Raw genomic sequence first — 23,544 nt, 5'->3', positions numbered from 1 at the left:
GCGAAGGAGAACCTCCCGCGGGTCAGCCGGAGGTGACGGTCCTTCGCGGCTCGGTGTGCCGCGGATGGTTCATGGCGATGAAGGCCGACCGGCGCGTGGCGCGGTCAGGCAGGGGAGGCGCGCAGCGGCGCCAGCGAGGGTCTGGGTCCATGGTGGCCTCCTTGGCGATGGGTGGATGAAGGCGCGGTGCTTCGTTCGAATGCAACGGTCGGGGCGACGCGTCGGTGGACAGGCGCTACGAACGCTCCGGCTTGCGTTGGCCCGGCACCAGCAGCAGGAAGCAGCGGATGCGCCGCGTGCTCCAGAACGAAGCGGACTTGTCGAGTTCCTGGTCGGACTCGGGCTGCAGCATGTCGGCCGCGGGCTGGCGCGCCGACGCGGCGCGCGGGTCGGCGTCATGCGTGGCGGCGTGGCCACGATGCAGGGGCTGGCGATGTAGAACGAGTTGACGCATGACAAGGCTCCTTCGACCCGTGACGGGCGAGAGGACCTCGTGGCATGGACCACGCTGGCTGGCAAAGAGACGCCAGTGACGAAACGGATGTCGGGGGAGGGAGAGCCTGCCGGGAAGGGCAGGCATCACGCCGCGGGCACGTCGGCCGCGGCGCGCAAGAAGCCTGCGCTACGGAGCCGGGTGTGCCGCGCATGCCACGGCACGCGTCTGGTCACTGATCCAACTGGCACTGTCCACGCACGAGGCTCCGAAGTGAAGATGCGGGATTGTTGCACTGCGTCATCGCGGGGGCAACCCGAAATGCGCGTTTCAGCGTTCGATGCAGGGTTTTAAGGCCACAGTGTTGCGATGGCGCCTCGATGCGGCACGGGCCCGCGCGGTGGTCAGGCTGTGTTAAGTCGGTACGCTCCATCAAGCGGTCAGGGGCTCGATCTCGTTCAACTCATCCCCGAGCGCATCGCGCGCCTGCGCGGCGTCATAGTCGCGCTGAAGGTTCATCCAGAACTCGTCGCTCACGCCGAATGCACGTGCCAGGCGCAGGCCGGTATCGGCCGTGATGCCGCGGGTGCCGGCGAGGATGGCGGCCACGCGGGTCTGCGGCACGTGGATCGCCTTGGCGAGACGGTAGGCGGTGATGCCCATCGGCTCCAGGAATTCCGCGGCGAGGATCTCGCCGGGGTGCGGGTAGGGAGCTTGGCGCGTCATGGTGTCTTCCTGCGTAGCAGATGAGGTTGAAACAGAGCCTCATCAAACGGCGAGGCCGGCCGCGAATTCAGGGATAGTCGACGACTCGAGCGGCGTGACTGGTCTTGGGCAAGGCCAACGGCGAGCGGTGCGTCAAGACCAAATGATCCCCTGTCGATTTGTATAGGCTTTGAACCGCCAGCGGCTTGCGAAAGTTACGCCTCGAAGAATTACCAAGTAGGGATCTCCGTTGAAGAAGCCAGCCATTCTGTTCATCTGCACCGGCAACATCTGCCGCTCCCCCACAGCCCACGCCCTGCTCGCCCACAAGGCCCGCGCCGCGCAGCTCGCGCTCGAGGTCGACAGCGCCGCGATCTCCGACGAAGAGCGCGGCAATCCGCCCGATCCGCGCTCGGTGGCCGAGGCGCGGCGGCGCGGCATCGAGATGCCCGCGCATCGCGCGCGGCAGGTGCGGACCTCGGACTTCGAGCGCTTCGACACCATCGTCGGCATGACCGGCCAGCACTGCGCGGCCTTGCGCCGTCTCGCGCCCGCGGGCACGGCGCACAAGATCCATCTGCTGACCGACTTCGTCGACGGGCTCTCGGGCGACGTGCCCGACCCCTGGTACGGCGACCGGCAGGCCTTCGTCGAGGCCTTCGATCTGATCGAGCGCGGCGTCGACGGCCTGCTCGCGAAGCTGGCGGCCCCGGACCGGGCCTGAGTCTTCAGGGCGCCACGCGCGGCGGCGATCCTCGGCATGGTTCCACGGCCGGGCCCCAGCCCGCACAATGGCCGAGGTCGGAGCAACCGTTCAAGAGGAGTCGAGGCATGAATCACCAGACCCATCGTCGCCCGCGCGGCTGGCTCGTCGCCTGCGCCGGCATCGCCGTGCTGCTCGCGGGCTGCGAAACCCCCTACAGCCGCCCGCCGGGCACCTACGGCGCGCCGCCGCCCGGCCGCGCCGGCACGGCCCCGGCGATCTCGAACATGGGCTGCGTGCAGGCCGGCTCGGTCCACTTCGCTCGGCCCTGGCAGACCATCGTGCTCGGCGGCTCGCGCCGCGTCGACAGCGGTGTCTACGAGGTGGAGCTCACGAGCGGCAGCGACGGCCGCCGCGCGATCTGCACCGTCGACCGCAACGGCGCGGTGCTCGGCGTGGGCGACTACTGGGCGCGTTAGGGCCTGTTCACACTATTCAAGGGGCCGTCTGCGGCGTTGCCCGCGCTTGCAAGGCATCGGCCTTGCAAGCGCGGGCGCCTTGCATCCAGCCCCTTTGCGGGGCAACGCGACCCCTTGAATCGTGTGAACGGGCCCTAGCCCCCTCGCTCAGACGTTGTCCTCGATCACCGGCGTGGTGCTGCCGGCATTCACGCGGATCCGCGTGCGCTTGAGCAGCGGGCTCGCGGGTGCCTTGCCCGCATCGAGCGGCTTGACCTTGTTGAAGACCACCATGAAGGACTGCGCCGTGACCGTCGCGCTCGCATAGCCCTGCGCGTCGTGGTCGGAGAACAGCAGGTCGGGGTTGTTGCCGCGCATGACCTGCTCGAAGGCCGCGGGCGTGGCGGTCAGCGCGGTGAGCGGCGTGCCCTGCGAGCCGGCTTTGATGTAGCTGTAGAACGAGGAACTGCTGACGCCCGCGCAGACGAAGTCGACCAGCACCGGCGTGCCGGCCGCGGGATCGGGCAGGTCGCGGATCAGGCCGCACTGGAAGGCGTGCAGGTCGCCCGTGATCGCCACCACGTTGCGGATGTTCTGCGCCTTCAGGTAGCCCATCAGGTCGGCCTTGTGGCTCGGGTAGCCGTCCCAGGCGTCGCAGTTGACGACGTAGCGCTGGTTGAAGGGTGGCGGCGCCATCTGCGTCAGGTCCACCCACATGCGGCTCAGCGAGACCTCGTTGCCCCAGACCTTCCAGGTGGCGTTCGAGTTCTTCAGCGTGTTCTTCCACCAGTCGGTCTGCGTCGGGCCGAGGATGCTCGGCGCCCGGCCGAGCTGCTGCGTGCGCATCGCCTCGAGCGCCAGCAGCGTCGTCTGTGGCGCGAAGTAGCGCGAGCCGATCGAGCTGTTGCCGTCGACCGGATCGCCGCCCGTCTGCTGCGCGACCAGTGCCTCGGAGATCACGTGGTCGTCGCGGTACAGCCGCTCGTCGGTCATCACCAGGTGCAGCAGCGGGCCGAAGTGGAAGTCGCGGTAGATCTTGATGTTGTCGTAGGCCGGGTTCCCCATGTCGAAGGAGACATCGCCGAAGTCCACCGGCATGTACTCGGCCCAGGCCTGGCTCGCGCCGCGGCGGCGCGCGGTCTGCTGGGTGTTGGCGTTGGTGTAGGTCTGGTGGTCCTGCCAGCAGTCGTCCGAGAACTCGTGGTCGTCCCAGATCGCGATCAGCGGGAACTTCGCATGCACCGCCTGCAGCCGCGCATCGCCGCGGTAGGTGCGGTAGAGCGTGCGGTAGTCGTCGACCGTGTTGGCGTAGACGCTGCCGTCGGCCAGCGCCACGCCGTTGGGCAGCTGGATCGCCTGGTGAGCGGGCTCGGCCACGCCGGCCTGGAACTTCGCGCCCACGGTCTCGTAGACGTAGTCGCCCACGTGCACCGTGAAGTCGAGGTCGTCCTCGGCCGCCAGCAGGTCGAGCGCGCCCCAGTGGTTGATCAGCCAGTCCTGGCAGGTGAACCAGGCGAAGCGCAGCTGCTGGCGCTGGCTGTCGGCGGCCGGCGCGGTGCGCGTGCGGCCGGTGGCGCTGACGTCGCTGCCCGCGACGAAGCGGAAGAAGTAGCGCGTGTCGGGCGCAAGGCCCGTGACCTTGGCGCGCACGGTGCGATCGAAACGGTCCGAGGCCTCGAGCGCGACTTTCGCCACCAGGTTGCCGAAGCCCGAGGTGTCCGACACCTCGAGCCGCAGCGCGATGGCCGCGCTGTCGGCGGCGGTGCCGGTGCGCACGCAGCGGGTCCAGAAGACGATGCTGGTGTCCTTCGGGTCGCCCGAGGCCACGCCCTGGCCGAAGGCATAGCGGCCCGCGGGTTCGGGCGCGGGTGGCGGCGGGGCCGGCGCGGGAGCGGGCGGTGGCACGAGCGGGAACACGATCCCGTCGCTGCCTCCGCCGCCGCAAGCGCTCAACACGGGAGGGGTGGCGGCGACGACCGTGTAGAACAGGCCGCGGCGCAGGAAGGAACGTCTTTCCATGGGGGATTTCTTTTCGCGTGTGGGGTCGATGGCGGGGCGCGCACGAATCTGCGCGAGCGCCATGACACAGCGATGAAAGCCGCCCGCCGCCCCTCGCGGCCCCGGCGCCGCGCTATTCGCAGAGCGCGCGGATCGACGGCGGCACCGGCAGCGCGCGCAGGCTGCCGTCCTCGCGCTTGCCGCCGAAGATGCGCACCTCCTCGCATTCGAGGATCGGGTCCGCGCCGCGCGTCACGCGGTAGGCCTGCACGAAGCTCTTCTCGCGCCACTCGGCGATGCGCACCGCGATCTCGAGCGTGTCGCCGTAGCTCGCGGTCTTGACGAAGCGCGTGTGCGTGTCGACCAGCGGCGTGCCGATCACGCCGAGCGTCTTCGTGGTCTCCTCCCAGCGCGGCACGCCGCACTGGTGGAAGAAGTGGCGCGAGGCCGCGTCGATCCAGCGGAAGAAGTTCGGGAACCAGACGATGCCGGCGGGGTCGCAGTCGCCGAATTCGACGCGGACGGTGTAGACGATTTCCTTGGTGCTCATGTGCTCGATTCTGCTTGCTGCCTTCATCCCATGCGCCCGGGCAGCCACAACGCGATCGCGGGGAACGCGATCAGGATCACCAGCCGCAGGATGTCGGTCGCCACGAAGGGCAGCACGCCCTTGAAGATGGTGGTGAAGCTCACGTCCTTCACCACGCTCTTGATGACGAACACGTTCATGCCCACGGGCGGATGGATCAGCCCGAGCTCCACCGTCATCACGATGATGATGCCGAACCAGATCGGGTCGAAGCCCAGGTGCACGATCACCGGGTAGATGATCGGCACCGTGAGGATGATCATCGCCATCGCGTCCATCAGGCAGCCCAGCACCAGGTACATCACCATGATCAGCGCGAGCACGCCGTAGCGGCCCACGCCCAGACCGGTGAGGAACTCGGTGAGCTTCTGCGGGCTCTGCGTGATGGTGAGGAAGTAGCCGAACAAGAGCGCGCCGATCAGCACGGTGAACACCGCCGCCGCCGTGCGCGTGGCCGACAGCAGGGCCTCGCGGATCTTCGCGCGGTCGAGCCGGCCGCGCAGCACGCCGAGGATGAAGGCACCGCTCGCGCCCACGCCGCCGGCCTCGGTGGGCGTGAAGAAGCCGCCGTACAGCCCGCCGATCACGAACAGGAACAGCACGATCGGCGCCCACACGTTCTTGAGCTCGGCCGCGCGCTCGCTCCAGGCCCGCGCCTCGCCGCGCGGCAGCCAGCCGGGCTTGACGCGCACGATGACCACGATGGTCAGCACGTACATCAGCATCGCGAGCAGGCCGGGCACGATGCCGGCCATGAACAGCTTGCCGATGTCCTGCTGCGTGAGGATGGCGTAGACCGCGAGCACGGTCGACGGCGGCAGCATCGCGCCCAGCGTGCCGCCCGCGGCGATCACGCCGGTGGCGAAGGACTGCGGATAGCCGAAGCGCCGCATCTCGGGATAGGCCACCGACGAGAAGGTCGCGGCCGTGGCGACCGAGGAGCCGCAGATCGCCGCGAAGCCGCCGCAGGCCACCACCGTGGCCACGCCGAGGCCGCCGCGCAGGTGGCCGATCATCGAGTTGGCGGCGCGGAACAGCTCGCGGCTCACGCCCGACACCGAGACCAGCGCGCCCATCAGCATGAACATGGGGATCACGCCGAAGGTGTAGTCGGTCACGGTGCGCATCGAGGTCTGGCCCACCAGCTTGAGCGCGGGGCCGGGCCCCACGAGGTAGCTGTAGCCGGTGACGCCGACCAGCCCCATCGCCATGCCCACGGGCACGCGCAGCAGCATCAGCACGAACAGGGCGACGAAGCCCAGCAGGGCGACGGCATCGGTGCTCATTCGCCCACCTTCTCTTCGACGTGTTCGTCGTGCAGCAGCTCGGGATGGAAGATCAGCCGCCAGGTGCGCACCGCGATCAGGATCACGGCCGACACGTCGCCGGCCCAGGCCATGGCATAGAACGGCCAGGTCGGGATGTTCATGTCGTAGGTCAGCACGTTGTCGGTGTAGGTGAGCCGCACCTTGTCGAACAGCATCGCGGTCTGCACCGCCACCACCAGCAGCAGCACCAGCGTGGCGAAGATGTCGATCGCGCGGCGCATGCGCGGGCCGGCCGCGGTCCAGACCAGGTCGACCGTGATGTGGCCGCCGCGGTAGCTGGTGGCCGCGATGCCCCAGAAGATCAGGATCCCGAGCAGCATGCGGCCGAAGTCGTAGGCGTCGGGGATCGAGGTATCGAAGAACTTGCGCAGCACCACGGCCACGAAGATGTTGAGCGCGACGATCCCCACGAAGATGGCGGCGAGCCATTCGATCGTGTTGATCACGCGGTCCATGGCACTGGCCGGACGCGTGCTCATGGCGGTCACAGCGCCGACTTGTGCTTCGCCAGGCTCGCCTTCAGCGCATCCATCACGGCCTTCGGATCCTCGCCCGTCTTCTTCACGCTCTCGGACCACTGCGCCTCCGACGGCGCGGCTGCCTTGCGCCAGGCATCGAGCTGCTCGGCCGTGAGCTTGTAGACCTCGTGGCCCGACTGGCCCGCGATCTTGGCGCGGCCCGCGAACTCGAAGTCGGCCCAGGGCGCGGCCACCTTCTGCGCCCATTCGCTGGTGCAGTGGTCGTCGATCACCTTCTTCTGGCCGGCCGACATCGCGTCGTACTTGCCCTTGTTCATGACCCAGACGAAGGGCGTGACGTACAGCGGCACGTCCATGTGGTACTTGACCACCTTGTCGATGCCGAAGAGGCCGATCGATCCCCAGGGGAAGGTGATGGCATCGGCCACGCCGCGCTCGAGCATGTCGCGCGACTCGGGCGCAGAGGCCTGCACGTTGGTGCCGCCCAGCGAGGTGATGAGCTGGCCCACGGTGCTGGTCGCGGGCCGCACCTTCATGCCCTTCACGTCGGTCGGCAGCACGATCTTCTTGCGCGAATGGAAGGTGCCGGGGTCGTGCACGAAGGCGAAGCAGTACTTCACGTCCTTCATTTCCCTGGCGGCGTAGGCGCGGTACCAGTCGTCGATGGCGGCCGAGCCCTCCTTGCCGTTGGCGAACAGGAAGGGCAGCGAGGCACCGGCCATCACCGGGAAGCGGCCCGGCTGGTAGCCGGGATTCACGTACGAGAAGTCGGCGATGCCGTCGCGCGCCATGTCGTAGTGGTCGAAGGCCTTGCCCAACTGCTCCGAGGGAAAGAGGATCGCGGTGATCGAGCCGTTCGAGGCCTTCTTGATGTCGTCGGCCCAGGCCTGAAGGGCCGGGTTCAGCGGATGCTGCGCGGGCACCCAGCTCGACAGCTTGATCTGCACCGGCTTGTCCTGCGCGAGCGCGGGGACCATGGCCGAGGCCGCGAGTGCCAGCGTGAGCGCGAAGGTGCCGGGGCGGCGATGGAAGGAAGTCTGCATGGCTTGTCTCTCTTTCGTTCTGCGTGTTGTGGATTCAGTGAGCAAGGGATAGGGCAAGGTCTCGAGGTCTGCGTGCGTGCTCCCGGTTCAATCCGCCGCGATGCGGCGTTCGCGGATCAGCGCGCCGAAGCGCTGCGAATCGGCCGCGGCGCGCTGCTGGAACTCGGCCGGCGTGCCGGGCACGGCCTCGCCGCCCAGCGAGGCGATGCGTTCCTTCACGGCCGGCAACGCGAGCGCGCGGTTGATCTGCGCATTGAGCTGCGCCACCACCTCGGGCGGCGTGCCGGCCGGCGCATAGAAGCCGAACACGGTGTCGGCGTCGAAGCCGCGCAGGCCGGCCTCGTCGAGCGTGGGCACGTCGGGGAACAGCGGCGAGCGCTGCGGGCTGCCCACGGCCAGCAGGCGCAGCTTGCCCGCGCGCACCTGCTGCAGGCCGATGCCGGGATCGAAGGCGTAGTCGACCTGGCCCGCCAGCAGGTCCTGCAGCGCGGGCGCGGCGCCGCGGTAGGGCACGTGCAGCGCGAACAGGCCGGCCTGGCTCTTGAACATCTCGCCCGCGAGGTGCGGCGAGCTGCCGCTGCCCGGCGAGGCATACGAGAGCTTGCCGGGGTTGGCCTTGGCATAGGCGATGAAGTCGCGCACGTTGGCCGGCGGCAGCGAGGGCTTGGCGACCAGGAACACCAGCACCCGTGCCGCGGCCGCCACCGGCACCAGGTCCTTGGCCGGGTCGAAGCTCATGCGCGCATAGAGGTGCGGGTTCACCGACACCATGCCGCCCGAGCTCATGAGCAGCGTGTAGCCGTCGGCCGGTGCGCGCGCCACGGCCTCGCCGCCGAGGTTGCCGTTGGCGCCGCCGCGGTTCTCGATCACCACCGGCTGCCTGAGCGCCTCCTGCAGCGGCTGCGCGACGGCGCGCGCGATCTGGTCGGCCGCGCCGCCGGGCGGGAAGTTGACGATCACCTTGACCGGCTTGGCGGGCCAGGCGGTGGCGGTGTTGGCCCATGCCGGGGCGCCGGCGAGGGAGGCGAGGGCGGTGGCCAGCAGCAGCCGGCGTCGCCAGGGGAAAGCGTCGAGGGTCATGGTGTGTCTCCGGTTTCTTTTTGGGGATGCGATGAGGCTCAGGCGGGGCGCGAGGGCGTGGCGGCCGGCGGCCGCTTCATCCAGCGGATGGGCTGCGCCTGCACCGGCCGCGGCGCCGCGCCGTGCTGCGCGAGCGCGGCATCGAGCGCCTTGCCGCCTTCGTCGGCCAGCGCGGCCTCGCGCGCGGCGGCGATGGCTTCGGCGCGTGCCGGCGCGGGCATCGCCGTGCGGCCCGCGAGTTCGCCGACCAGGTGCAGCAGCGTGTGCTTGCCGCGCTCGTTGGTGCTGCCATAGCCCTTGATGAGCCGGCCGCACTGCGCGAGCTCGCGGCCCAGCACCCAGTTCTCGCGCGCGCCGGCCTCGATGGCCGCGAGCCAGCGCTCGATCAGCGCCTGTTCCTCCGCGAAGCGGCTGCCGCGGCGGCGCAGCCAGCGCAGCGAGGCCAGCAGGCGCAGCGAGGCCATGCCCCAGACGGCATGGCTGCCCACCTGCAGCGGCAGCGCCCAGGGCTCGCGGCCGCGCGCCTGGCGCGCGCGGTCCCAGGCCGTCACGCGGCGCGCGAGCGCGGGTGGCAGCAGCGCCGCGAACTCGGCCGCGCCGGGCTTGAAGTGGTCGTAGACCTTCACGATGTCGGCCTCGCCCGCGCGCACTTCCCGGCGCACGCGCTGCGCGCGGCTGGCGCGGCCCTTGAGCGCGGCCACGCGCACGATGTCGTCGAAGGCCATCCACCGCGCGAGCCAGCGCGCGGTCTCGCGCACGATGGCGAAGCCGCGCGCGCCGGCCGGATCGGCCGCGCGCTCGGCATCGAGCACGCGCGCCAGCCGCTGCGCATAGAGCGCGGCATAGGCCGCGTCCTGGTAGTCGAGCACGCGCGCATGGCCGAGCGCCAGCAGGTCGTGCACGGCCGGCGGAAAGCGCTGCGCCAGCTCGGCGGGCAGCGCGCGCGCGGGCGGCGGCGCATCGCGGCCTTCCTCGGCCAGCACGCCGCGCACGAAGGCGGCCTGCGCGCGCGGCGCGCTCACGGCCTCGAAGGCGGCCGCGAAGCCGCGCAGGCTGGCCGCGGCCGCCTTGCCGACCTTGTCGTGCGCGACGCCGCCGCGCACCGCGTGCTCGTAGGCCGCGCGCTCGAACGGGAACAGCCCGCTGCCCGCGATCGCGCCGAGCATCACGGCGCTGACCACGGTGCCGGCCTCGCGCGCCATCGCGCCCATGTCGAGCACATGGTGCTCGCGGCTGAAGGCCTTGACCACGTCGATCAAGCGCTGCGCGTCGGCGCGTCCGTCGCCGGGCACCATGCGCTCGGCGGTGGTGAGCACGCGCGCCGACGAGCTGATGACCAGCGTGCGCGGCGGCGCGCTCATGCCGTTGCCGATCTGGCGCGTGGTCTCGAGCAGCTCCGACGACACGATCGCATCGAGCGCGCCCGGCACCGGGCTCAGGCTGAAGACGGGCCGGCGCCCGCCGAGTTGCTCGAGCGGCACCGGGAACACCTCGATGTAGTAGGTGGTGGCGCCGGTGCGCTGCGCCACGCCGGGGATCGAGGTGCTCTGCGCCGCGAAGCCCGCGTGGCGCGCGGTCTCCACCAGCCATTCGGTGAGCACGCCGCCGCCTTCGCCGCCGAGGGCGCAGACGAGCAGCGTGATCGGGCGCTGCGTGGACGCCGGGGAGGAATGTCGTTCCATCGTCTGTTCCTCCTCAGGCCGGGCGCAGCGCGCGCACCACCGCGCCGCGCAGGCCATGCAGCAGCCGCTCGTGCCACTTCGGGTTCTGCACCACCTCGGCGCGGTAGAAGCTCGGGCACAGCGTGGCGGCGTGCGCGTTGGCGCCGCACAGGCCGCAGCCCACGCAGCCGTCGATCACGGTCGCCACCGGGTCGAGCTTGAGCGGATCGGGGTTGTCCTTCAAGGTGAGCGTGGGGCAGCCCGAGAGCCGGATGCAGGCATGGTCGCCGTTGCACACGTCCTCGTCCACGCCGTACTTCACGCGCACCACGCGCTCGCCGCGCTGCAGCAGGCTCGCGATCCAGGGCTTGATGCGGCGCTGCCGCTCGAGCTGGCATTCGCCCTCGGCGATCACCACCTTGAGGCCGTCGAAGTCGCTGGTCAGCGCCTCGGTCAGGGTGCGGCGCATGCGCTCCACGTCGTAGGTGGTCACGGTGCGCATCCATTGCACGCCCAGGCCCTTGAGCGTGGATTCGATGGTCTGGTTCTTGTCGACCAGGCTCTGCTGCTTGTCGACGGCGCGCTCCTTCACCTCGTCGTCGGGCGTGGAGATGATGTCCTGCGTGCCGGTGGCCGAGGTGTAGCCGTTCTTGAAGATCAGCAGCACCGCGTCGTCGCCGTTGAACAGCGCGCTCTGCACGCCGGTCAGCAGGCCGTTGTGCCAGAAGCCGCCGTCGCCCATGATCGACAGCGTGCGCCGGTTCATCATCGGCGACACGCCCGCGCGGCTCGCGAGGCTCATGCCGTAGCCGAGGATCGAGTGGCCCATCGAGAAGGGCTCGAAGGTGCCGAAGGCATGGCAGCCGATGTCGGCCGCGATGTGCACCGGCCCCGTGGTCTGCTGCGCGAGCTTGAGGGCCGAGAACACCGGCCGCTCGGGACAGCCCACGCAGAAGCTCGGCGGCCGGTTCGGCAGCGGCACGTCGAGCCGGCGCGCCACCGCCTCGCGGCGCTCGCGGTTGCCGGCCAGCCAGGCCTGGGCCGACAGCGCCGATGCGGCCGTCTCGCCCTCGCCGACGTACTTCGCGACGAAGGCGGCGAGCCCGCCCGAGAGCACTTCCACACCGTACTCGCCGGCCGAGGGCAGCAGGTCCTTGCCGTGCAGCGGCGTCTGGATGTCGCGGCGGCGCAGCAGGGTCGCGATGTCCTGCTCGATGTACTCGGGCTGGCCTTCCTCCACCACGAGCACCGCGCGTTTGCCGAGGCAGAAGTCGGCCAGCTGCTCGGGCACCAGCGGATAGGTGACGTTGAGCACCAGGATCGGGATCTCGCTCTCGCCGAAGGCATCGGCCAGCCCCTGCTGCTGCAGGCCGCGGATCAGCGCGTTGTACAGGCCGCCCTGCACCACGATGCCGAGCTCGGCATGGCGCCCGCCGGGCATCAGCTCGTTGAGGCCCTGGGCCACGATGTGGCGGCGCGCGGCCGGAATGCGCTCGTCGCCCTTGAGCTTCTCGTGGCGGAAGGTCACGGGCGGATGCGCGAGCCGCATGTAGTCGAAGCCCGCGGGGTCGGTCATGAGCGCGCGCGTCGACACGGCGGGCGCGCGGTTGTCCTTGCACGCGAAGCTGCCGCGCACGTGGCAGGTGCGAATGCGCAGCTCCATCAGGCAGGGCATGTTCGAGGTCTCCGAGAGCTGGAAGCCCTGCTCGACCATGCGCACCATCACGGCCAAGTCGGGCCGCGGGTCGAGCAGGCACATGCTCGACTTGAGCGCATAGGCATGGGTGCGCTCCTGGATCACGCTGGCGCCTTCGCCGTAGTCCTCGCCGACCACGATCAGCACGCCGCCGGTCACGCCGGGCGAGGACAGGTTCGACAGCGCGTCGGCCGCCACGTTGGTGCCGACGATGGACTTCCAGGTCACGGCACCGCGCAGCGGATAGTGGATCGAGGCGCCGAGCATGGCCGCGGCCGAGGCCTCGTTCGAGCAGGCCTCCACGTGCACGCCGAGCTCGTCCATGTAGCCCTTGGCCTGCACCATCACGTCGAGCAGGTGCGAGACCGGCGCGCCCTGGTAGCCGCCGACATAGGCCACGCCCGACTGCAGCAGGCCCTTGGTGATCGCGAGGATGCCCTCGCCGTGAAAGGTGTCGCCCTCGCCGAGGCGCAGCGCCTCGACTTCCTTGCTGAATGAGACTTCCAAAAGAATCGGCTCCGATAAGTTGATGCGTGGGTGATGAAGGAAAGCGCGGACGCAGGCGTCCCCGCGCCGGGTGCGGGCCGGCGTTGTTCGTTGCTGGAGGCGGCGCTACTTGCCGCCGGGCTTGGGTGGTGCGGTGGGCAATCGCGCCACGTAGTAGGCGAGGGTGTCGAGGTCTTCTGGCGCCATGCGGCCCACGGCCTCGCCCATCGCCTGCGTATAGCCCGGGCGCTTGCCGCTGCGGAACTCCTGCAGCGTGAGCGCGAGGTATTCCTCGCGCTGGTGCGCGATGCGCGGCACCTGCTGGCCGCCGCTCAAGTCGGCGCCGTGGCAGATCACGCAGCGGTTCTCCTGCGCGAGCGCCTGGCCGCGCGCCATGCGTGCCGCGTCGGGTGGCGTGGCGACGGCGGCCGGCGCCAGCGCGGGCAGCGTCGCGATGAAGTCGGAGAAGCCGCGCAGGTCCTCGTCCTTCATCGTCTTGGCGACCGCGGTCATGGCCTCGTTGGCGCGCCGGCCCTCGCGGAACAGGAACAACTGCGTGATCGCGTAGAACGAATGCTGGCCCGCGAGCGAGGGCACGCCCTGCATCTCGCTGCGGCCGTCGGCACCATGGCAGGCGGCGCACAGCGCGGCGTAGCGCTCGGCATAGACCTTGGCGCCCGATGCCGCCGCCGGCGCGGCCTTGGGCTGCGCGCCCTTGGTCGCCTGCGCGAACGCGGGCAGGGCCAGCGCCCACAGCATCGCCACCGTCGCCGCCATCGCCGTGTGCCTCGTCATCCGGCGCGCCTCACTTGCCGCCGTAGCTGATGCGGTATATCGCACCCGCGTGGTCGTCGCTCACCAGCATCGAGCCGTCCTTGAGCACCAGGAAGTCCACCGGCCGGCCCAGGTAGGTGTTGTTCTCGACGAAGCCGGTCATGAAGGGCTCGACCTTCGCGCCGCCCTTGCCGTCGGGCCAGGCCACCGCGATGTCGGCGTACTTAGTGGTGCGGTTCCAGGGGCCGTGGCGTGCGATGAACATGGCGCCGCGGTATTTGGCCGGGAACATCTTTCCTTGATAGAAGGTCATGCCCAGCGCCGCGGCGTGCGGGCCCAGCAGCGCGGCGGGCTTGGCGTAGTCGGCGCAGCTCTTGCCCCAGCCGAATTCCGAATCGAGGATGTTGCCCTGGTGGCAGTACGGGTAGCCGAAGTGCTGGTCGGCCTTGGTCACCACGTTGAGCTCGTCGTTGGGCAGGTCCTCGGAGAGCCAGTCGCGCCCGTTGTCGGTGAACCAGAGGTTGCCGGTCTTCGGATCGAAGTCGAAGCCCACCGTGTTGCGCACGCCGCGCGCGATGGTCTCGATGCCGCTGCCGTCGAGGTTCATGCGGAAGATGCGCGCATGCGCGTCGTCGGGCTCGCAGAGGTTGCAGGGCGCGCCGACCGCGTAGTAGAGCTTCTCGTCGCGGATGCGCAGGTAGCGCCAGCTGTGGTCCTGGCCGCCGGGCAGCTTGTCGTAGAGCACCACCGGCTGGCCGGGGTTGTCGAGCTTGTCCTCGATGTCGTCGTAGCGCTGGATCTGTTTGTGCGTCGCGAGGTAGAGCGCGCCCTTGTGGAATTCGATGCCGGTGGCGAACTCGGTCTTGTCGACGATGGTCTTCGGCTTGCGGTCGCCCTTCTCGGCGATCGCATAGACCTTGTTGCCGACGAACAGCGTGCTCACGAACACGGTGCCCTTGGCGCCCTGGCGCAGCGAGCGCGCATCGAGCACGCCCGAGGCCCAGGTCTCGACCTTGAAGCCCGGCGGCAGCTTGAACTTGGCGGTGGGCAACTGGTCGGCCGCGGTGGGGATCGGAAACGAAGGCACGGGCGCCAGCCGCGTGGCCGCGTCGTTCTTGGGCCGGCCCTTGGCCCAGCCGGGTTCCTCGGTGGGCGGCTGCTGGGCCCAGGCGGCGCCGGCCGCGAGGAGCAGGGAGGTTGCAAGGGTCGCGAGCACCGCTGACATCGAATGCGGGCGCAGTCTGGCCATGTCGTGTCTCCTTCTCGTTGTGGTGGCGCTTTCGTCGGGGGCGGCGAATTCACGCCGGGCGCCAGTGTGCGGAGCTTGCGGCCCGGCTTCAATAAAATAAGCGAGCTAAGCGATATGAACGGCATGCATATTGAAACCATAGACCTCAACCTGCTGCGTCTCTTCGATGCCGTCTACCGCGCGCGCAGCGTGAGCCGTGCCGCCGAGTCGCTGGGCCTGACCCAGCCCGCGGCCAGCCACGGCCTGGGCCGGCTGCGGCTGCTGCTGAAGGACGCGCTGTTCACGCGCGCCCCCGGCGGCGTGGCGCCCACGCCGCGCGCCGAGCGCCTCGCGGCCGCCGTGCAGGCCGCGCTCGCGCTGCTCGAGGAGGCGCTGCACGAGCCCGCGCGCTTCGAGCCGCAGGCCTCGCGCAAGGTCTTTCGCATTCACATGAGCGACATCGGCGAGGGCCGCTTCCTGCCCGCGCTGATGGCGCGGCTCGGCGAGCTCGCGCCCGGCGTGCGCATGGAGACGCTGCCGCTCGCGCCCGGTGAGATCGCGCCCGCGCTCGACAGCGGCCGCGTCGACTTCGCCTTCGGCTTCCTGCCCAAGGTGCGCGACACGCAGCGGCTGCACCTGCTGAAGGACCGCTACATCGTGCTGCTGCGCAAGGGCCATCCGTTCGCGCGCGGCCGGCGTACCAGCCAGGCGCTGATCGAGGCGCTGCAGACGCTCGAGTACGTGGCGGTGCGCACCCATGCCGAGACCCTGCGCATCCTGCAGCTGCTGAACCTCGAGGACCGCGTGCGCCTGACCACCGAGCACTTCATGGTGCTGCCGGCGATCGTGCGCGCCACCGACCTCGCGGTGGTGATGCCGCGCAACATCGCGCGCGGCTTCGCGCAGGAGGGCGGCTACGCGATCGTCGAGCCGGCGTTTCCGCTGCGCGACTTCACGGTGTCGCTGCACTGGAGCAAGCGCTTCGAGGCCGATCCCGCGAACCGCTGGCTGCGGCAGGTGATCGCGGAGCTGTTCGCCGAGCGCGCGGGCCGCGCCGAGCGCTGAGCCGGCTCAGCGAAAGAACGCGCGCAGGTAGTCCGCCGCGGCGTCGGAGATGCCGACGATCTTGTCGGTGGCCTGGCGGTAGAACTTGAAGTTGAGCTCGGTCTCGGGCCGGCCGTCGTTCCAGTCGGCATGGGGCTTGAGTTCGCGCCGCCCGAGCGGGGCCTTGGCAAGCGCGGTGCGCCGCACCGCGATGCTCACGCGCGGCGTCTGCCGCTCGACATCGGGCAGCAGCGGCAGCGCCTCGGCCGCGGTCACGATGCCCATCGCGACCAGGCCGGCGCCGCCCGCGTTCTCGCTCGCGAACACGAACACCGTGTCACCGGGCGCGATCTGCTTGCCGCCGTACATGGTCTTCCGGGCCGCGAATTCGAAGCGCGTGGCGCGCGGGTCGGCGACCTCGGTCTTGATCGCGTAGCAGGGGCGTGGGGGCGGGGTTTGCGGCATCGATGCTAGTTTCCATCAGCCGCGAATACCCCCGCGCCTCAAGGCAGGTTCTCCCTGAAGATCACCACGCTGCGCGTCGTCTCCACCCCGCTGAGCACGTCGCGCCCCTCGCGCAGGTTGGTGAAGATGCGCACGCAGCTCATCAGGGTCGCATGCGGGCTCTGCGTGATCACCGCGTCCATGCTGCCGTCGATCAGCAGCGCGCGCGTGTCGGGCGTGAGGCCGTGGCCGATGAAGGCCACCTTCTGGTCGCGCTGCGCTTCCTTGAGCGCGCGCGCCACGCCGTCGGAGGCGCCGCCGATGTTGTAGATGCCCGCGAGCTCGGGATGCTGCTCGAGCAGCGCGCGGGTCTGGCGGTAGTTCTTGTCGGCATCGTCCTGGCCCTCGCGCAGGCCCACCACCTGCAGCGGCTCGAACATCTCGTCGATCACCTGCAGGAAGCCGGCCTCGCGCTCCTGGTGCGCGCTGTAGCGCAGGCTGCCCGCGATCAGCGCGACCTTGGCGGCGCGTGGGCCGATGAAGCGGCCGATGAGGTAGCCCGCGGTGCGGCCGGCGGCGCGGTTGTCCAGCCCGATGTAGGCCGCGCGCTGCGAGTTCGCGAGGTCCGAGATCAGCGTCACCACCGGCACGCCGCGCGCGGCCAGCGCGGCCACGGCCTCGCGCACGGCCGGATGCTCGAGCGCCATCATCGCGATGCCGTCGCAGCGCCCTCCCAGGCGCAGCAGCGCGGCGGCCAGCGCCTCGGGGTTGAAGCTCTCGGTGAGTTCGGTGCGGCACACCACGTTGAACGGCGCCCAGTGCTCCTGCGCGTAGCCGACCATGTCGCCGAGCATGCGGATGAAGCGGTTGGTGCCGCTGGGCAGCAGGAACACCAGCCGCAGCGGCCGCGGCGCCAGCGCCGCGTAGAGGTCGCGCTCGGGCAGGTAGCCGAGCTCGGCGGCGGCCTTGAGCACGCGCTGCACGGTGGCGTCGCGCACGCCGGGGCGCTTGTTGAGCACGCGGTCGACGGTGGCGGTCGAGACCTGCGCGGTGCGCGCGATGTCGGCCACGGTGGCGCGCGCCGCGGTGCCGTCGGCCGGCGCGGAGGATTGGTTTGAAGGGTTAACCCGCATACATCAAAAACCATCAAACCGTGGTTTGACGGTACAGGGTGAGGCCTATATCTTCGAGGAAATTCAATCAATGATGCATCAATTCGCATCATCCACACAACGGAGACACAGCATGGCACCGGTCACCCGCCGCAGCGCGATTCGCACCCTGTCCGCCCTTCCCGCCATCGCGGCCGTTCCGGCCGCCGGCGTGTTCTCGGCCCTGCCGCGCACGGCCCGCGCCGCGGAGTTCTCGTACAAGTACGGCAACAACCTGCCGCTGAGCCATCCGCTGAACATCCGCGCGCAGGAAGCGGCCGACCGCATCGCCAAGGAGACCAACGGCCGGGTCGAGATCAAGATCTTTCCGAACAACCAGCTCGGCGGCGACACCGACATGCTGGCCCAGGTGCGCTCGGGCGGCATCGAGTTCTTCACGCCCTCGGCGCTGGTGATCGCCACCCTGGTGCCGGTGGCCGCGATCAATGCGGTGGGCTTCGCCTTCGCCGACTACAAGCAGGTCTGGGCCGCGATGGACGGCAAGCTCGGCGCCCACGTGCGCGGCGCGATCGCCAAGTCGCGCCTCTATGCCTTCGAGAAGATGTGGGACAACGGCTTCCGCCAGACCACCAGCAGCAAGGCCGCGGTCGCCACCGCCAAGGACATGGACGGCCTGAAGATCCGCGTGCCCGTGAGCCCGCTGTCGATCTCGATGTTCAAGGGCCTGGGCGCCGCGCCCGCGAGCCTGCAGTTCAGCGAGGTCTACTCGGCGCTGCAGACGAAGATCGTCGACGCGCAGGAGAACCCGCTGCCGATCATCCAGGTCGCCAAGCTGTTCGAGGTGCAGAAGTTCTGCTCGCTCACCAACCACATCTGGGACGGCTACTGGTTCATCGCCAACGGCCGCGCCTGGGACGCGTTGCCGGCCGACCTCAGGACCGTCGTCGCGCGCGCCATCAACGAGGCCGGCCTGCAGCAGCGCGAGGACATCCGCAAGCTCAACGAGTCGGTGGTCGGCGACCTGCAGGCCAAGGGCCTGACCATCAACCGCCCGGCGGCCGACAGCTTCCGCGCCAAGCTGCGCGACTCGGGCTTCTACGGCGAATGGAAGGGCCGCTTCGGCCCCGAGGCCTGGGCGCTGCTCGAAGAGGCCGTGGGCAAGCTGGCCTGAGCGTCACCCATGTCCTCGCACGTGCTTCCCGCCGACGCGCTCGCCCCCGGTGGCGCCGCCGTGGCCCATCCGAACGCGCTGGCGCCGCTGGCCGGCCGCCTCGACCGCTGGCTCGGCGGCACGGTGGAATCGCTGGCCGCGCTGCTGGTGCTGGCCGAGATCGTGGTGCTGTTCGCGGGCGTCACGGCGCGCTATGCCTTCCATGCGCCGCTGGTGTGGTCCGACGAGCTGGCCTCGATCCTGTTCCTGTGGCTGTCGATGCTCGGCGCCGTGGTGGCGCTGCGCCGCGGCGAGCACATGCGCATGACCGCCTTCGTGGCGCGGCTGCGGCCCGACACGCGCGCGCTGTTCGACACCTTCGCCATCACCGCCTCGGTGGCCTTCCTCGCGCTGGTGGCCTGGCCGGCCATCGACTACGCGCACGAGGAGTCCTTCGTCGTCACGCCCGCGCTCGAGATCAGCAATGCCTGGCGCGCCTCGGCCATCCCCGCGGGCATCGCGCTGATGGGGGTGGTGGCGCTGCTGCGCCTGCTGCGTGTGTGCACCTTGCGGCAGATCGCCGTGGCCGCGCTCGGCACCGTGGCGCTGGTGGCCGCCTTCTGGCTCGCGGGGCCGGTGCTGGCGCCGCTGGGCAAGCTCAACCTGCTGATCTTCTTCGTCGGCGTGGTGGCCTTCACCGTGTTCGCCGGCGTGCCGATCGCCTTCTCGTTCGCGCTCGCCACCTTCGGCTACCTGGCGCTGACCACGCGCACGCCGATGCTGGTGATGGTGGGACGGCTCGACGAAGGCATGTCGCACCTGATCCTGCTGGCGGTGCCGCTGTTCATCTTCCTCGGCGCACTGATCGAGATGACCGGCATGGCGCGCGCCATGATCCAGTTCCTCGCGAGCCTGCTGGGCCATGTGCGCGGCGGCCTGTCGTACGTGCTGATCGGCGCCATGTACCTGATCTCGGGCATCTCGGGCTCGAAGATCGCCGACATGGCGGCCATCGCGCCGGTGCTGTTCCCCGAGATGACCCAGCGCGGCGCCAAGCCCGGCGACCTGGTGGCGCTGCTGTCGGCCACCGGCGCGCAGACCGAGACCATCCCGCCCTCGATCGTGCTGATCACCATCGGCTCGGTCACCGGCATCTCAATCGCGGCGCTGTTCACCGGCGGCCTGATGCCCGCGGTGGTGCTCGGCGCCATGCTCTGCGTGGTGGTCTGGTGGCGCTACCGCCGCGAGGACCTGAGCCGGGTGAAGCGCCACGGCGCGCGCGAGATCGGCAAGCTGCTGCTCGTCGCGCTGCCCGCGGTGCTGCTGCCCTTCGTGATCCGCGCCGCGGTGGTCGAGGGCGTGGCCACGGCCACCGAGGTCTCGACCATCGGCATCGTCTATTCGGCGCTGGTCGGCCTCTTGATCTACCGCCAGTTCGACTGGCGCCGGCTGCGCCCGATGCTGGTCGAGACCGCCTCGCTCTCGGGCGCCATCATCTTCATCGTCGGCTGCGCCACCGCCATGGCCTGGGGGCTCACGCAGTCGGGCTTCTCGCAGGACCTCGCGAAGCTCATGGCCGGCATCCCGGGCGGTGCCTACGGCTTCCTCGCGGTCTCGATCGTGGCCTTCATCGTGCTGGGCAGCGTGCTCGAGGGCATCCCGGCCATCGTGCTGTTCGGGCCGCTGCTGTTCCCGATCGCCAAGGCGGCCGGCGTGCACGAGGTGCACTACGCCATGGTCGTGATCTTCGCGATGGGCATCGGCCTGTTCGCGCCGCCCTTCGGCGTCGGCTACTACGGCGCCTGCGCCGTCAGCAAGGTCGATCCCGACGAGGGCATCCGCCACATCTGGGGCTACATGGCCGCGCTGCTCGCGGGGCTGGTGCTGGTCGCCGCGATCCCGTGGTTCTCCACCGGTTTTCTCAAAGTCTGACAACAACACGCACAACGGAGCGCGCAAGAAAATGAGTCGATTCCTCGGCGAGATCCGCCAACTGGGCTACGTGGTGCCCGACATCGAGGCCGCCATGGACTACTGGAGCCGCGAGCTCGGCGTCGGGCCCTGGTTCTACAACCCCAAGGTGCCGATCCGCAACTACCGCTACCACGGCGAGGCGCACGAGCCGCACAACTCGGTGGCGCTGGCCAACTCGGGCTATGTGCAGGTCGAGCTGATCCAGACCCGCAACGACGTGCCCTCGATGTACCGCGACTTCCTGCGCGCCGGCCGCACCGGCCTGCAGCACGTGGCCTACTGGACCGCCGACTACGACGCCGACCTCGCGCGCCTCACGGCGCAGGGCTTCAAGCCGGTGATGAGCGGCGAGGTGGGCGAGCGCGGCCGCTTCATCTACTTCGACACCGAATACCACCCGGGCACCGTGATCGAGCTGTCGGAAGTGGCCGGTCCGAAGGGGAAGATGTTCGACCTGATCCGCGCGGCCTCCGAAGACTGGGACGGCAGCGAGCCGGTGCGGCCCTTCCCCGACCTGTCGAAGCTCTGATGACGATGGCGCAGGCAGAACAGCGCATCCGCGCGCGCTACCGCATCGAGACGCCGCTCGAGCCGGCCGCGGTGGCCGAGGTCATGGCGGGCGAGCAGTCGTGCGGCACCTTCACGCGCGTCGAGGGCGAGACCGACGACCTGCGCGCGCGGGCGCGCGCCACCGTCGAGGCCATCGCCGAGCTCGAGCCGGCCGCGGCGCCCAGCCTGCCCAATGCGCTGCTCGAGCGCCAGGGCCGGCGCGGGCCGTGGCGGCGCGCGCTGGTCGACATCTCCTTTCCCGTCGCCAACATCGGCGCCAACCTGCCGACGCTGGCGGCCACGGTCGCGGGCAACCTCTACGACCTCGGCGAGGTCACGGGACTGCGGCTCGAATCGCTGCAGCTGCCCCCGGCCTACCGCGCGCAGTTCGAGCGGCCGAGCCACGGCGTGGCCGGCACCCGCCGCGCCACCGGCGTGGAAACCGGCGCGCTGGTGGGCACCATCATCAAGCCCAACGTCGGCTTCTCGGCCGCGCAGACCGCCGAGCTGGTGGCGCGGCTGTGCGCCGCCGGCGTGAACTTCATCAAGGACGACGAGGTCTCGGCCGATCCGCTGCACGCACCGCTGGCCGAGCGCGTGCCGGCCGTGATGGCAGTGGTGCGCGACCATGCGCAGCGCACCGGCAAGCAGGTGATGGTGGCCTTCAACATCACCGACGAGACCGACGCCATGAAGCGCCATGCCGACCTGGTCGAGCGCGAGGGCGGCAGCTGCGTGATGGCCAGCCTCAACTGGTGCGGCCATTCGGGCATCCAGACGCTGCGGCGCCACACGCCGCTGGCGCTGCACGGCCACCGCAACGGCTACGGCGCGCTGTCGCGCCATCCGCTGCTGGGCATCTCGTTCCAGGCCTACCAGGCGCTGTGGCGGCTGGCCGGCGTCGACCACATGCACGTGCACGGGCTGCAGGGCAAGTTCTCGCAGCCCGACGAGGAGGTGATCGAGTCGGCGCGCGATTGCCTGGCGCCGCTGGTGGCGGGCGAGGGCGCCCTCGATGACCGCGTGATGCCCGCCTTCTCCTCGGGCCAGTGGGCCGGCACCGTGGCGCCGACCTGGGCCGCGGTCGGCAGCGACGACTTGCTGTTCATGTCGGGCGGCGGCATCCTGGCCCATCCGGGTGGCGCGGCCGCGGGCGTGGCGAGCATCCGCCAGGCCTGGGCCGCGGCGCGCGCGGGCGTGCCGGTGGCCGAGGCCGCGCGCGAGGCGCCGGAGCTGGCGCAGGCGCTGGCCTTCTTCGGCGCCAAATGAGCACGCCGGTGCCGCTCGCCTACTACGGCGACGACTTCACCGGTGCCACCGACACGCTCGCCACCGCGGCGCGTGCCGGGCTGCGCACACTGCTGTTTTTGCGCGTGCCCGATGAGGCGCTGCTCGCGCGCGCCGGCCCGCTCGACTGCCTCGGCATCGCGGGCGCGGCGCGCTCGATGGCGCCGGACGCGATGCGCGCCGAACTCGCGCCGGTCGCGCGGCTGATGGCCGGGCTCGGCGCGCGCGTGCTGCACTACAAGACCTGCTCCACCTTCGACAGCGCGCCCGGCGTCGGCAACATCGCCGTCGCGATCGAGGCGCTGCGCCCCGCCGCCGGTCAGCCCTGGACCGCGATCGTCGGTGGCCAGCCGAACCTCGAGCGCTACTGCCTGTTCGGCCATCTGTTCGCCGCGGCCGGCAGCGGCGGCACGGTGCATCGCATCGACCGCCATCCGACCATGAGCCGCCATCCGGTCACGCCGATGCGCGAGTCGGACCTGCGGCTGCACCTTCAGGCGCAGGGCCTGGGCGAGACCGCGCTGCTGCCATACCCGCGCCATGCGGTCACGGGCGAGGCGCTGGCCGCCGTGCTGGACCAGCGGCCCGAGGCCGTGCTGTTCGACGTCGCGCGGCCCGAGGACCTGGAGGCCATCGGCGCGGCGCTGTGGCCGCTCGCCAGCCCCGAGGCGCCGCTGCTGGCCGTCGGCCCGAGCAGCGTGGTGCAGGCCTTCGCGCCGCGGCTGGCGCAGGCGCCCGCGACGCCGGCCGCCGTGGCACCCGCGCGCGGCCCGGTGTTCGTGCTGGCCGGCAGCCTCTCGCCGGTCACGGCGCGGCAGGTGGCGGCCGCGCGGTCCTTCGAGATCGTCTGGCTCGACGCGGCGCGGCTGGCCGACCCCCATTCCGATCACCTTGCGCAGTCCGCGCGCGAGCTGGCCGACCGGCTCTCGACCGGCGCCCATGTGCTGGCCTGCACCGCCACCGAGGCCGCGCGCGCCGGCCATACCCGCGTGCCCGCGCGCGCGCTGGCCGAGGCCGGCGGCGAACTGCTGGCGCGCGTGCTCGCGGCCGTGCCGCTGTCGCGCGTGGGCGTGGCCGGCGGCGACACCTCCAGCCTCGCCGTGGGCGCGCTCGACGCCTGGGGCCTGTCCTACCTCGCGCAGCTCGCGCCCGGCACCGCGCTGTGCCGGCTGCACAGCGAGGCGCCGGGGCTCGACGGGGTCGAGATCATGCTCAAGGGCGGGCAGATGGGGTCGCAGGACGTGTTCGAGCGCCTGGTGCACGGCACCGGCGGCTGAGCGGGCGCCAGGCCCGTTTTTTCGGCGCGGCCATGGCGCCCGCGCC

Annotated in this window: 23 protein-coding genes; 8 read left to right on the top strand and 15 right to left on the bottom strand. The window is 70.6% G+C overall.

What is annotated here, in order from left to right; all coding sequences use genetic code 11:
* Positions 1-22: 22 nt before the first annotated feature.
* The 3 genes from BM109_RS41565 to BM109_RS03225 form a co-directional block, all read right to left on the bottom strand.
* Positions 23-151: a hypothetical protein gene (locus tag BM109_RS41565; protein ID WP_256222313.1), complete on the bottom strand. Its 129-nt coding sequence runs from the start codon at positions 149-151 to the stop codon at positions 23-25.
* 84 nt (positions 152-235) lie between these two features.
* A complete protein-coding gene (locus BM109_RS03230; RefSeq protein ID WP_093340480.1) occupies positions 236-454 on the bottom strand; it encodes a hypothetical protein in 219 nt (72 codons plus the stop codon).
* Between the two features lie 411 nt (positions 455-865).
* The gene (locus tag BM109_RS03225; protein WP_093340478.1) at positions 866-1,159 is read right to left on the bottom strand and encodes a HigA family addiction module antitoxin; all 294 of its coding nucleotides are present in this window, start codon (positions 1,157-1,159) and stop codon (positions 866-868) included.
* 229 nt (positions 1,160-1,388) lie between these two features.
* Between BM109_RS03225 and BM109_RS03220 the strand changes: the two genes are divergently transcribed.
* Entirely contained in the window at positions 1,389-1,862 is a 474-nt protein-coding gene (locus BM109_RS03220) for a low molecular weight protein-tyrosine-phosphatase (protein ID WP_093340476.1), read from the top strand.
* Positions 1,863-1,969: 107 nt separating this feature from the next.
* On the top strand, positions 1,970-2,320 hold the full coding sequence (locus BM109_RS03215; protein WP_093340474.1) for a hypothetical protein: 351 nt from the start codon (positions 1,970-1,972) through the stop codon (positions 2,318-2,320).
* A gap of 147 nt (positions 2,321-2,467) precedes the next feature.
* Here the strand turns inward: BM109_RS03215 and BM109_RS03210 are convergent, their stop codons facing one another.
* The 10 genes from BM109_RS03210 to BM109_RS03165 form a co-directional block, all read right to left on the bottom strand.
* Positions 2,468-4,318, bottom strand: a complete 1,851-nt coding sequence (locus tag BM109_RS03210) for an alkaline phosphatase D family protein (RefSeq protein WP_093340472.1) — start codon at positions 4,316-4,318, stop codon at positions 2,468-2,470.
* A gap of 112 nt (positions 4,319-4,430) precedes the next feature.
* Positions 4,431-4,847 (bottom strand): acyl-CoA thioesterase, encoded by a 417-nt coding sequence (locus BM109_RS03205; RefSeq protein WP_093340470.1) that lies wholly within the window; start codon positions 4,845-4,847, stop codon positions 4,431-4,433.
* A gap of 23 nt (positions 4,848-4,870) precedes the next feature.
* Entirely contained in the window at positions 4,871-6,172 is a 1,302-nt protein-coding gene (locus tag BM109_RS03200) for a TRAP transporter large permease (protein WP_057592022.1), read from the bottom strand.
* Positions 6,169-6,693 (bottom strand): TRAP transporter small permease, encoded by a 525-nt coding sequence (locus tag BM109_RS03195; protein ID WP_256222312.1) that lies wholly within the window; start codon positions 6,691-6,693, stop codon positions 6,169-6,171. Before BM109_RS03195 ends, BM109_RS03200 begins: the two co-directional genes overlap by 4 nt.
* Before the next feature lie 5 nt (positions 6,694-6,698).
* The gene (locus BM109_RS03190; protein ID WP_093340466.1) at positions 6,699-7,736 is read right to left on the bottom strand and encodes a TRAP transporter substrate-binding protein; all 1,038 of its coding nucleotides are present in this window, start codon (positions 7,734-7,736) and stop codon (positions 6,699-6,701) included.
* Positions 7,737-7,823: 87 nt separating this feature from the next.
* Positions 7,824-8,816 carry a Bug family tripartite tricarboxylate transporter substrate binding protein gene (locus BM109_RS03185; RefSeq protein ID WP_093340464.1) on the bottom strand — a complete coding sequence of 331 codons (993 nt, stop codon included), beginning with the start codon at positions 8,814-8,816 and terminating at the stop codon, positions 7,824-7,826.
* A gap of 38 nt (positions 8,817-8,854) precedes the next feature.
* The gene (locus tag BM109_RS03180) at positions 8,855-10,498 is read right to left on the bottom strand and encodes an indolepyruvate oxidoreductase subunit beta family protein (protein ID WP_093341236.1); all 1,644 of its coding nucleotides are present in this window, start codon (positions 10,496-10,498) and stop codon (positions 8,855-8,857) included.
* Between the two features lie 13 nt (positions 10,499-10,511).
* Positions 10,512-12,680 (bottom strand): thiamine pyrophosphate-dependent enzyme, encoded by a 2,169-nt coding sequence (locus BM109_RS03175; RefSeq protein ID WP_093340462.1) that lies wholly within the window; start codon positions 12,678-12,680, stop codon positions 10,512-10,514.
* 105 nt (positions 12,681-12,785) lie between these two features.
* Positions 12,786-13,454, bottom strand: coding sequence for a c-type cytochrome (locus tag BM109_RS03170; RefSeq protein ID WP_093340460.1), 669 nt, complete (start codon positions 13,452-13,454; stop codon positions 12,786-12,788).
* A 10-nt stretch (positions 13,455-13,464) separates the two neighbouring features.
* Entirely contained in the window at positions 13,465-14,682 is a 1,218-nt protein-coding gene (locus BM109_RS03165; protein ID WP_177239230.1) for a PQQ-dependent sugar dehydrogenase, read from the bottom strand.
* A 114-nt stretch (positions 14,683-14,796) separates the two neighbouring features.
* Here BM109_RS03165 and BM109_RS03160 point away from each other — a divergent pair, with 114 nt between their 5' ends.
* Positions 14,797-15,726 carry a LysR family transcriptional regulator gene (locus BM109_RS03160; protein ID WP_093340459.1) on the top strand — a complete coding sequence of 310 codons (930 nt, stop codon included), beginning with the start codon at positions 14,797-14,799 and terminating at the stop codon, positions 15,724-15,726.
* A 6-nt stretch (positions 15,727-15,732) separates the two neighbouring features.
* Here BM109_RS03160 and BM109_RS03155 read toward each other — a convergent pair whose 3' ends face one another.
* Both BM109_RS03155 and BM109_RS03150 read right to left on the bottom strand, forming a co-directional pair.
* Complete coding sequence (locus BM109_RS03155) at positions 15,733-16,170, bottom strand: hypothetical protein (RefSeq protein ID WP_093340457.1); 438 nt, start codon at positions 16,168-16,170, stop codon at positions 15,733-15,735.
* A 38-nt stretch (positions 16,171-16,208) separates the two neighbouring features.
* Positions 16,209-17,282: a LacI family DNA-binding transcriptional regulator gene (locus tag BM109_RS03150; protein WP_093340455.1), complete on the bottom strand. Its 1,074-nt coding sequence runs from the start codon at positions 17,280-17,282 to the stop codon at positions 16,209-16,211.
* Between the two features lie 112 nt (positions 17,283-17,394).
* On the opposite strand from BM109_RS03150, the gene BM109_RS03145 reads away from it, so the two are divergent.
* Genes BM109_RS03145 through BM109_RS03125 form a run of 5 tightly spaced genes read left to right on the top strand, consistent with a single transcriptional unit; the run spans position 17,395 to position 23,498 of the window.
* Positions 17,395-18,432, top strand: a complete 1,038-nt coding sequence (locus BM109_RS03145) for a TRAP transporter substrate-binding protein (RefSeq protein WP_093340453.1) — start codon at positions 17,395-17,397, stop codon at positions 18,430-18,432.
* Positions 18,433-18,441: 9 nt separating this feature from the next.
* Entirely contained in the window at positions 18,442-20,343 is a 1,902-nt protein-coding gene (locus BM109_RS03140) for a TRAP transporter large permease (RefSeq protein WP_093340452.1), read from the top strand.
* Positions 20,344-20,374: 31 nt separating this feature from the next.
* Entirely contained in the window at positions 20,375-20,914 is a 540-nt protein-coding gene (locus tag BM109_RS03135) for a VOC family protein (RefSeq protein ID WP_093340450.1), read from the top strand.
* A gap of 5 nt (positions 20,915-20,919) precedes the next feature.
* Positions 20,920-22,203, top strand: a complete 1,284-nt coding sequence (locus BM109_RS03130; RefSeq protein WP_371268770.1) for a ribulose-bisphosphate carboxylase large subunit family protein — start codon at positions 20,920-20,922, stop codon at positions 22,201-22,203.
* Positions 22,200-23,498: a four-carbon acid sugar kinase family protein gene (locus BM109_RS03125; RefSeq protein ID WP_093340447.1), complete on the top strand. Its 1,299-nt coding sequence runs from the start codon at positions 22,200-22,202 to the stop codon at positions 23,496-23,498. Before BM109_RS03130 ends, BM109_RS03125 begins: the two co-directional genes overlap by 4 nt.
* Positions 23,499-23,544 lie beyond the last annotated feature (46 nt).

Origin of the sequence: Variovorax sp. PDC80, assembly GCF_900115375.1 — a bacterium.
Classification (GTDB): Bacteria; Pseudomonadota; Gammaproteobacteria; order Burkholderiales; family Burkholderiaceae_C; genus Variovorax.
The sequence above is the reverse complement of the archived record's forward strand: the minus strand, read 5'-3'. Positions and strand labels throughout refer to the sequence as shown.

What these genes read in the sequence shown, in the direction of transcription:
- BM109_RS03205 (WP_093340470.1), bottom strand. Translation starts at nt 4,847, where the DNA reads ATGAGCACCAAGGAAATCGTCTACACCGTCCGCGTCGAATTCGGCGAC.
- BM109_RS03210 (WP_093340472.1), bottom strand. Translation starts at nt 4,318, where the DNA reads ATGGAAAGACGTTCCTTCCTGCGCCGCGGCCTGTTCTACACGGTCGTC.
- BM109_RS03200 (WP_057592022.1), bottom strand. Translation starts at nt 6,172, where the DNA reads ATGAGCACCGATGCCGTCGCCCTGCTGGGCTTCGTCGCCCTGTTCGTG.
- BM109_RS03170 (WP_093340460.1), bottom strand. Translation starts at nt 13,454, where the DNA reads ATGACGAGGCACACGGCGATGGCGGCGACGGTGGCGATGCTGTGGGCG.
- BM109_RS03195 (WP_256222312.1), bottom strand. Translation starts at nt 6,693, where the DNA reads ATGAGCACGCGTCCGGCCAGTGCCATGGACCGCGTGATCAACACGATC.
- BM109_RS03155 (WP_093340457.1), bottom strand. Translation starts at nt 16,170, where the DNA reads ATGCCGCAAACCCCGCCCCCACGCCCCTGCTACGCGATCAAGACCGAG.
- BM109_RS03180 (WP_093341236.1), bottom strand. Translation starts at nt 10,498, where the DNA reads ATGGAACGACATTCCTCCCCGGCGTCCACGCAGCGCCCGATCACGCTG.
- BM109_RS41565 (WP_256222313.1), bottom strand. Translation starts at nt 151, where the DNA reads ATGGACCCAGACCCTCGCTGGCGCCGCTGCGCGCCTCCCCTGCCTGAC.
- BM109_RS03125 (WP_093340447.1), top strand. Translation starts at nt 22,200, where the DNA reads ATGAGCACGCCGGTGCCGCTCGCCTACTACGGCGACGACTTCACCGGT.
- BM109_RS03230 (WP_093340480.1), bottom strand. Translation starts at nt 454, where the DNA reads ATGCGTCAACTCGTTCTACATCGCCAGCCCCTGCATCGTGGCCACGCC.
- BM109_RS03185 (WP_093340464.1), bottom strand. Translation starts at nt 8,816, where the DNA reads ATGACCCTCGACGCTTTCCCCTGGCGACGCCGGCTGCTGCTGGCCACC.
- BM109_RS03225 (WP_093340478.1), bottom strand. Translation starts at nt 1,159, where the DNA reads ATGACGCGCCAAGCTCCCTACCCGCACCCCGGCGAGATCCTCGCCGCG.
- BM109_RS03150 (WP_093340455.1), bottom strand. Translation starts at nt 17,282, where the DNA reads ATGCGGGTTAACCCTTCAAACCAATCCTCCGCGCCGGCCGACGGCACC.
- BM109_RS03215 (WP_093340474.1), top strand. Translation starts at nt 1,970, where the DNA reads ATGAATCACCAGACCCATCGTCGCCCGCGCGGCTGGCTCGTCGCCTGC.
- BM109_RS03130 (WP_371268770.1), top strand. Translation starts at nt 20,920, where the DNA reads ATGGCGCAGGCAGAACAGCGCATCCGCGCGCGCTACCGCATCGAGACG.
- BM109_RS03145 (WP_093340453.1), top strand. Translation starts at nt 17,395, where the DNA reads ATGGCACCGGTCACCCGCCGCAGCGCGATTCGCACCCTGTCCGCCCTT.
- BM109_RS03160 (WP_093340459.1), top strand. Translation starts at nt 14,797, where the DNA reads ATGAACGGCATGCATATTGAAACCATAGACCTCAACCTGCTGCGTCTC.
- BM109_RS03135 (WP_093340450.1), top strand. Translation starts at nt 20,375, where the DNA reads ATGAGTCGATTCCTCGGCGAGATCCGCCAACTGGGCTACGTGGTGCCC.
- BM109_RS03165 (WP_177239230.1), bottom strand. Translation starts at nt 14,682, where the DNA reads ATGGCCAGACTGCGCCCGCATTCGATGTCAGCGGTGCTCGCGACCCTT.
- BM109_RS03140 (WP_093340452.1), top strand. Translation starts at nt 18,442, where the DNA reads ATGTCCTCGCACGTGCTTCCCGCCGACGCGCTCGCCCCCGGTGGCGCC.
- BM109_RS03190 (WP_093340466.1), bottom strand. Translation starts at nt 7,736, where the DNA reads ATGCAGACTTCCTTCCATCGCCGCCCCGGCACCTTCGCGCTCACGCTG.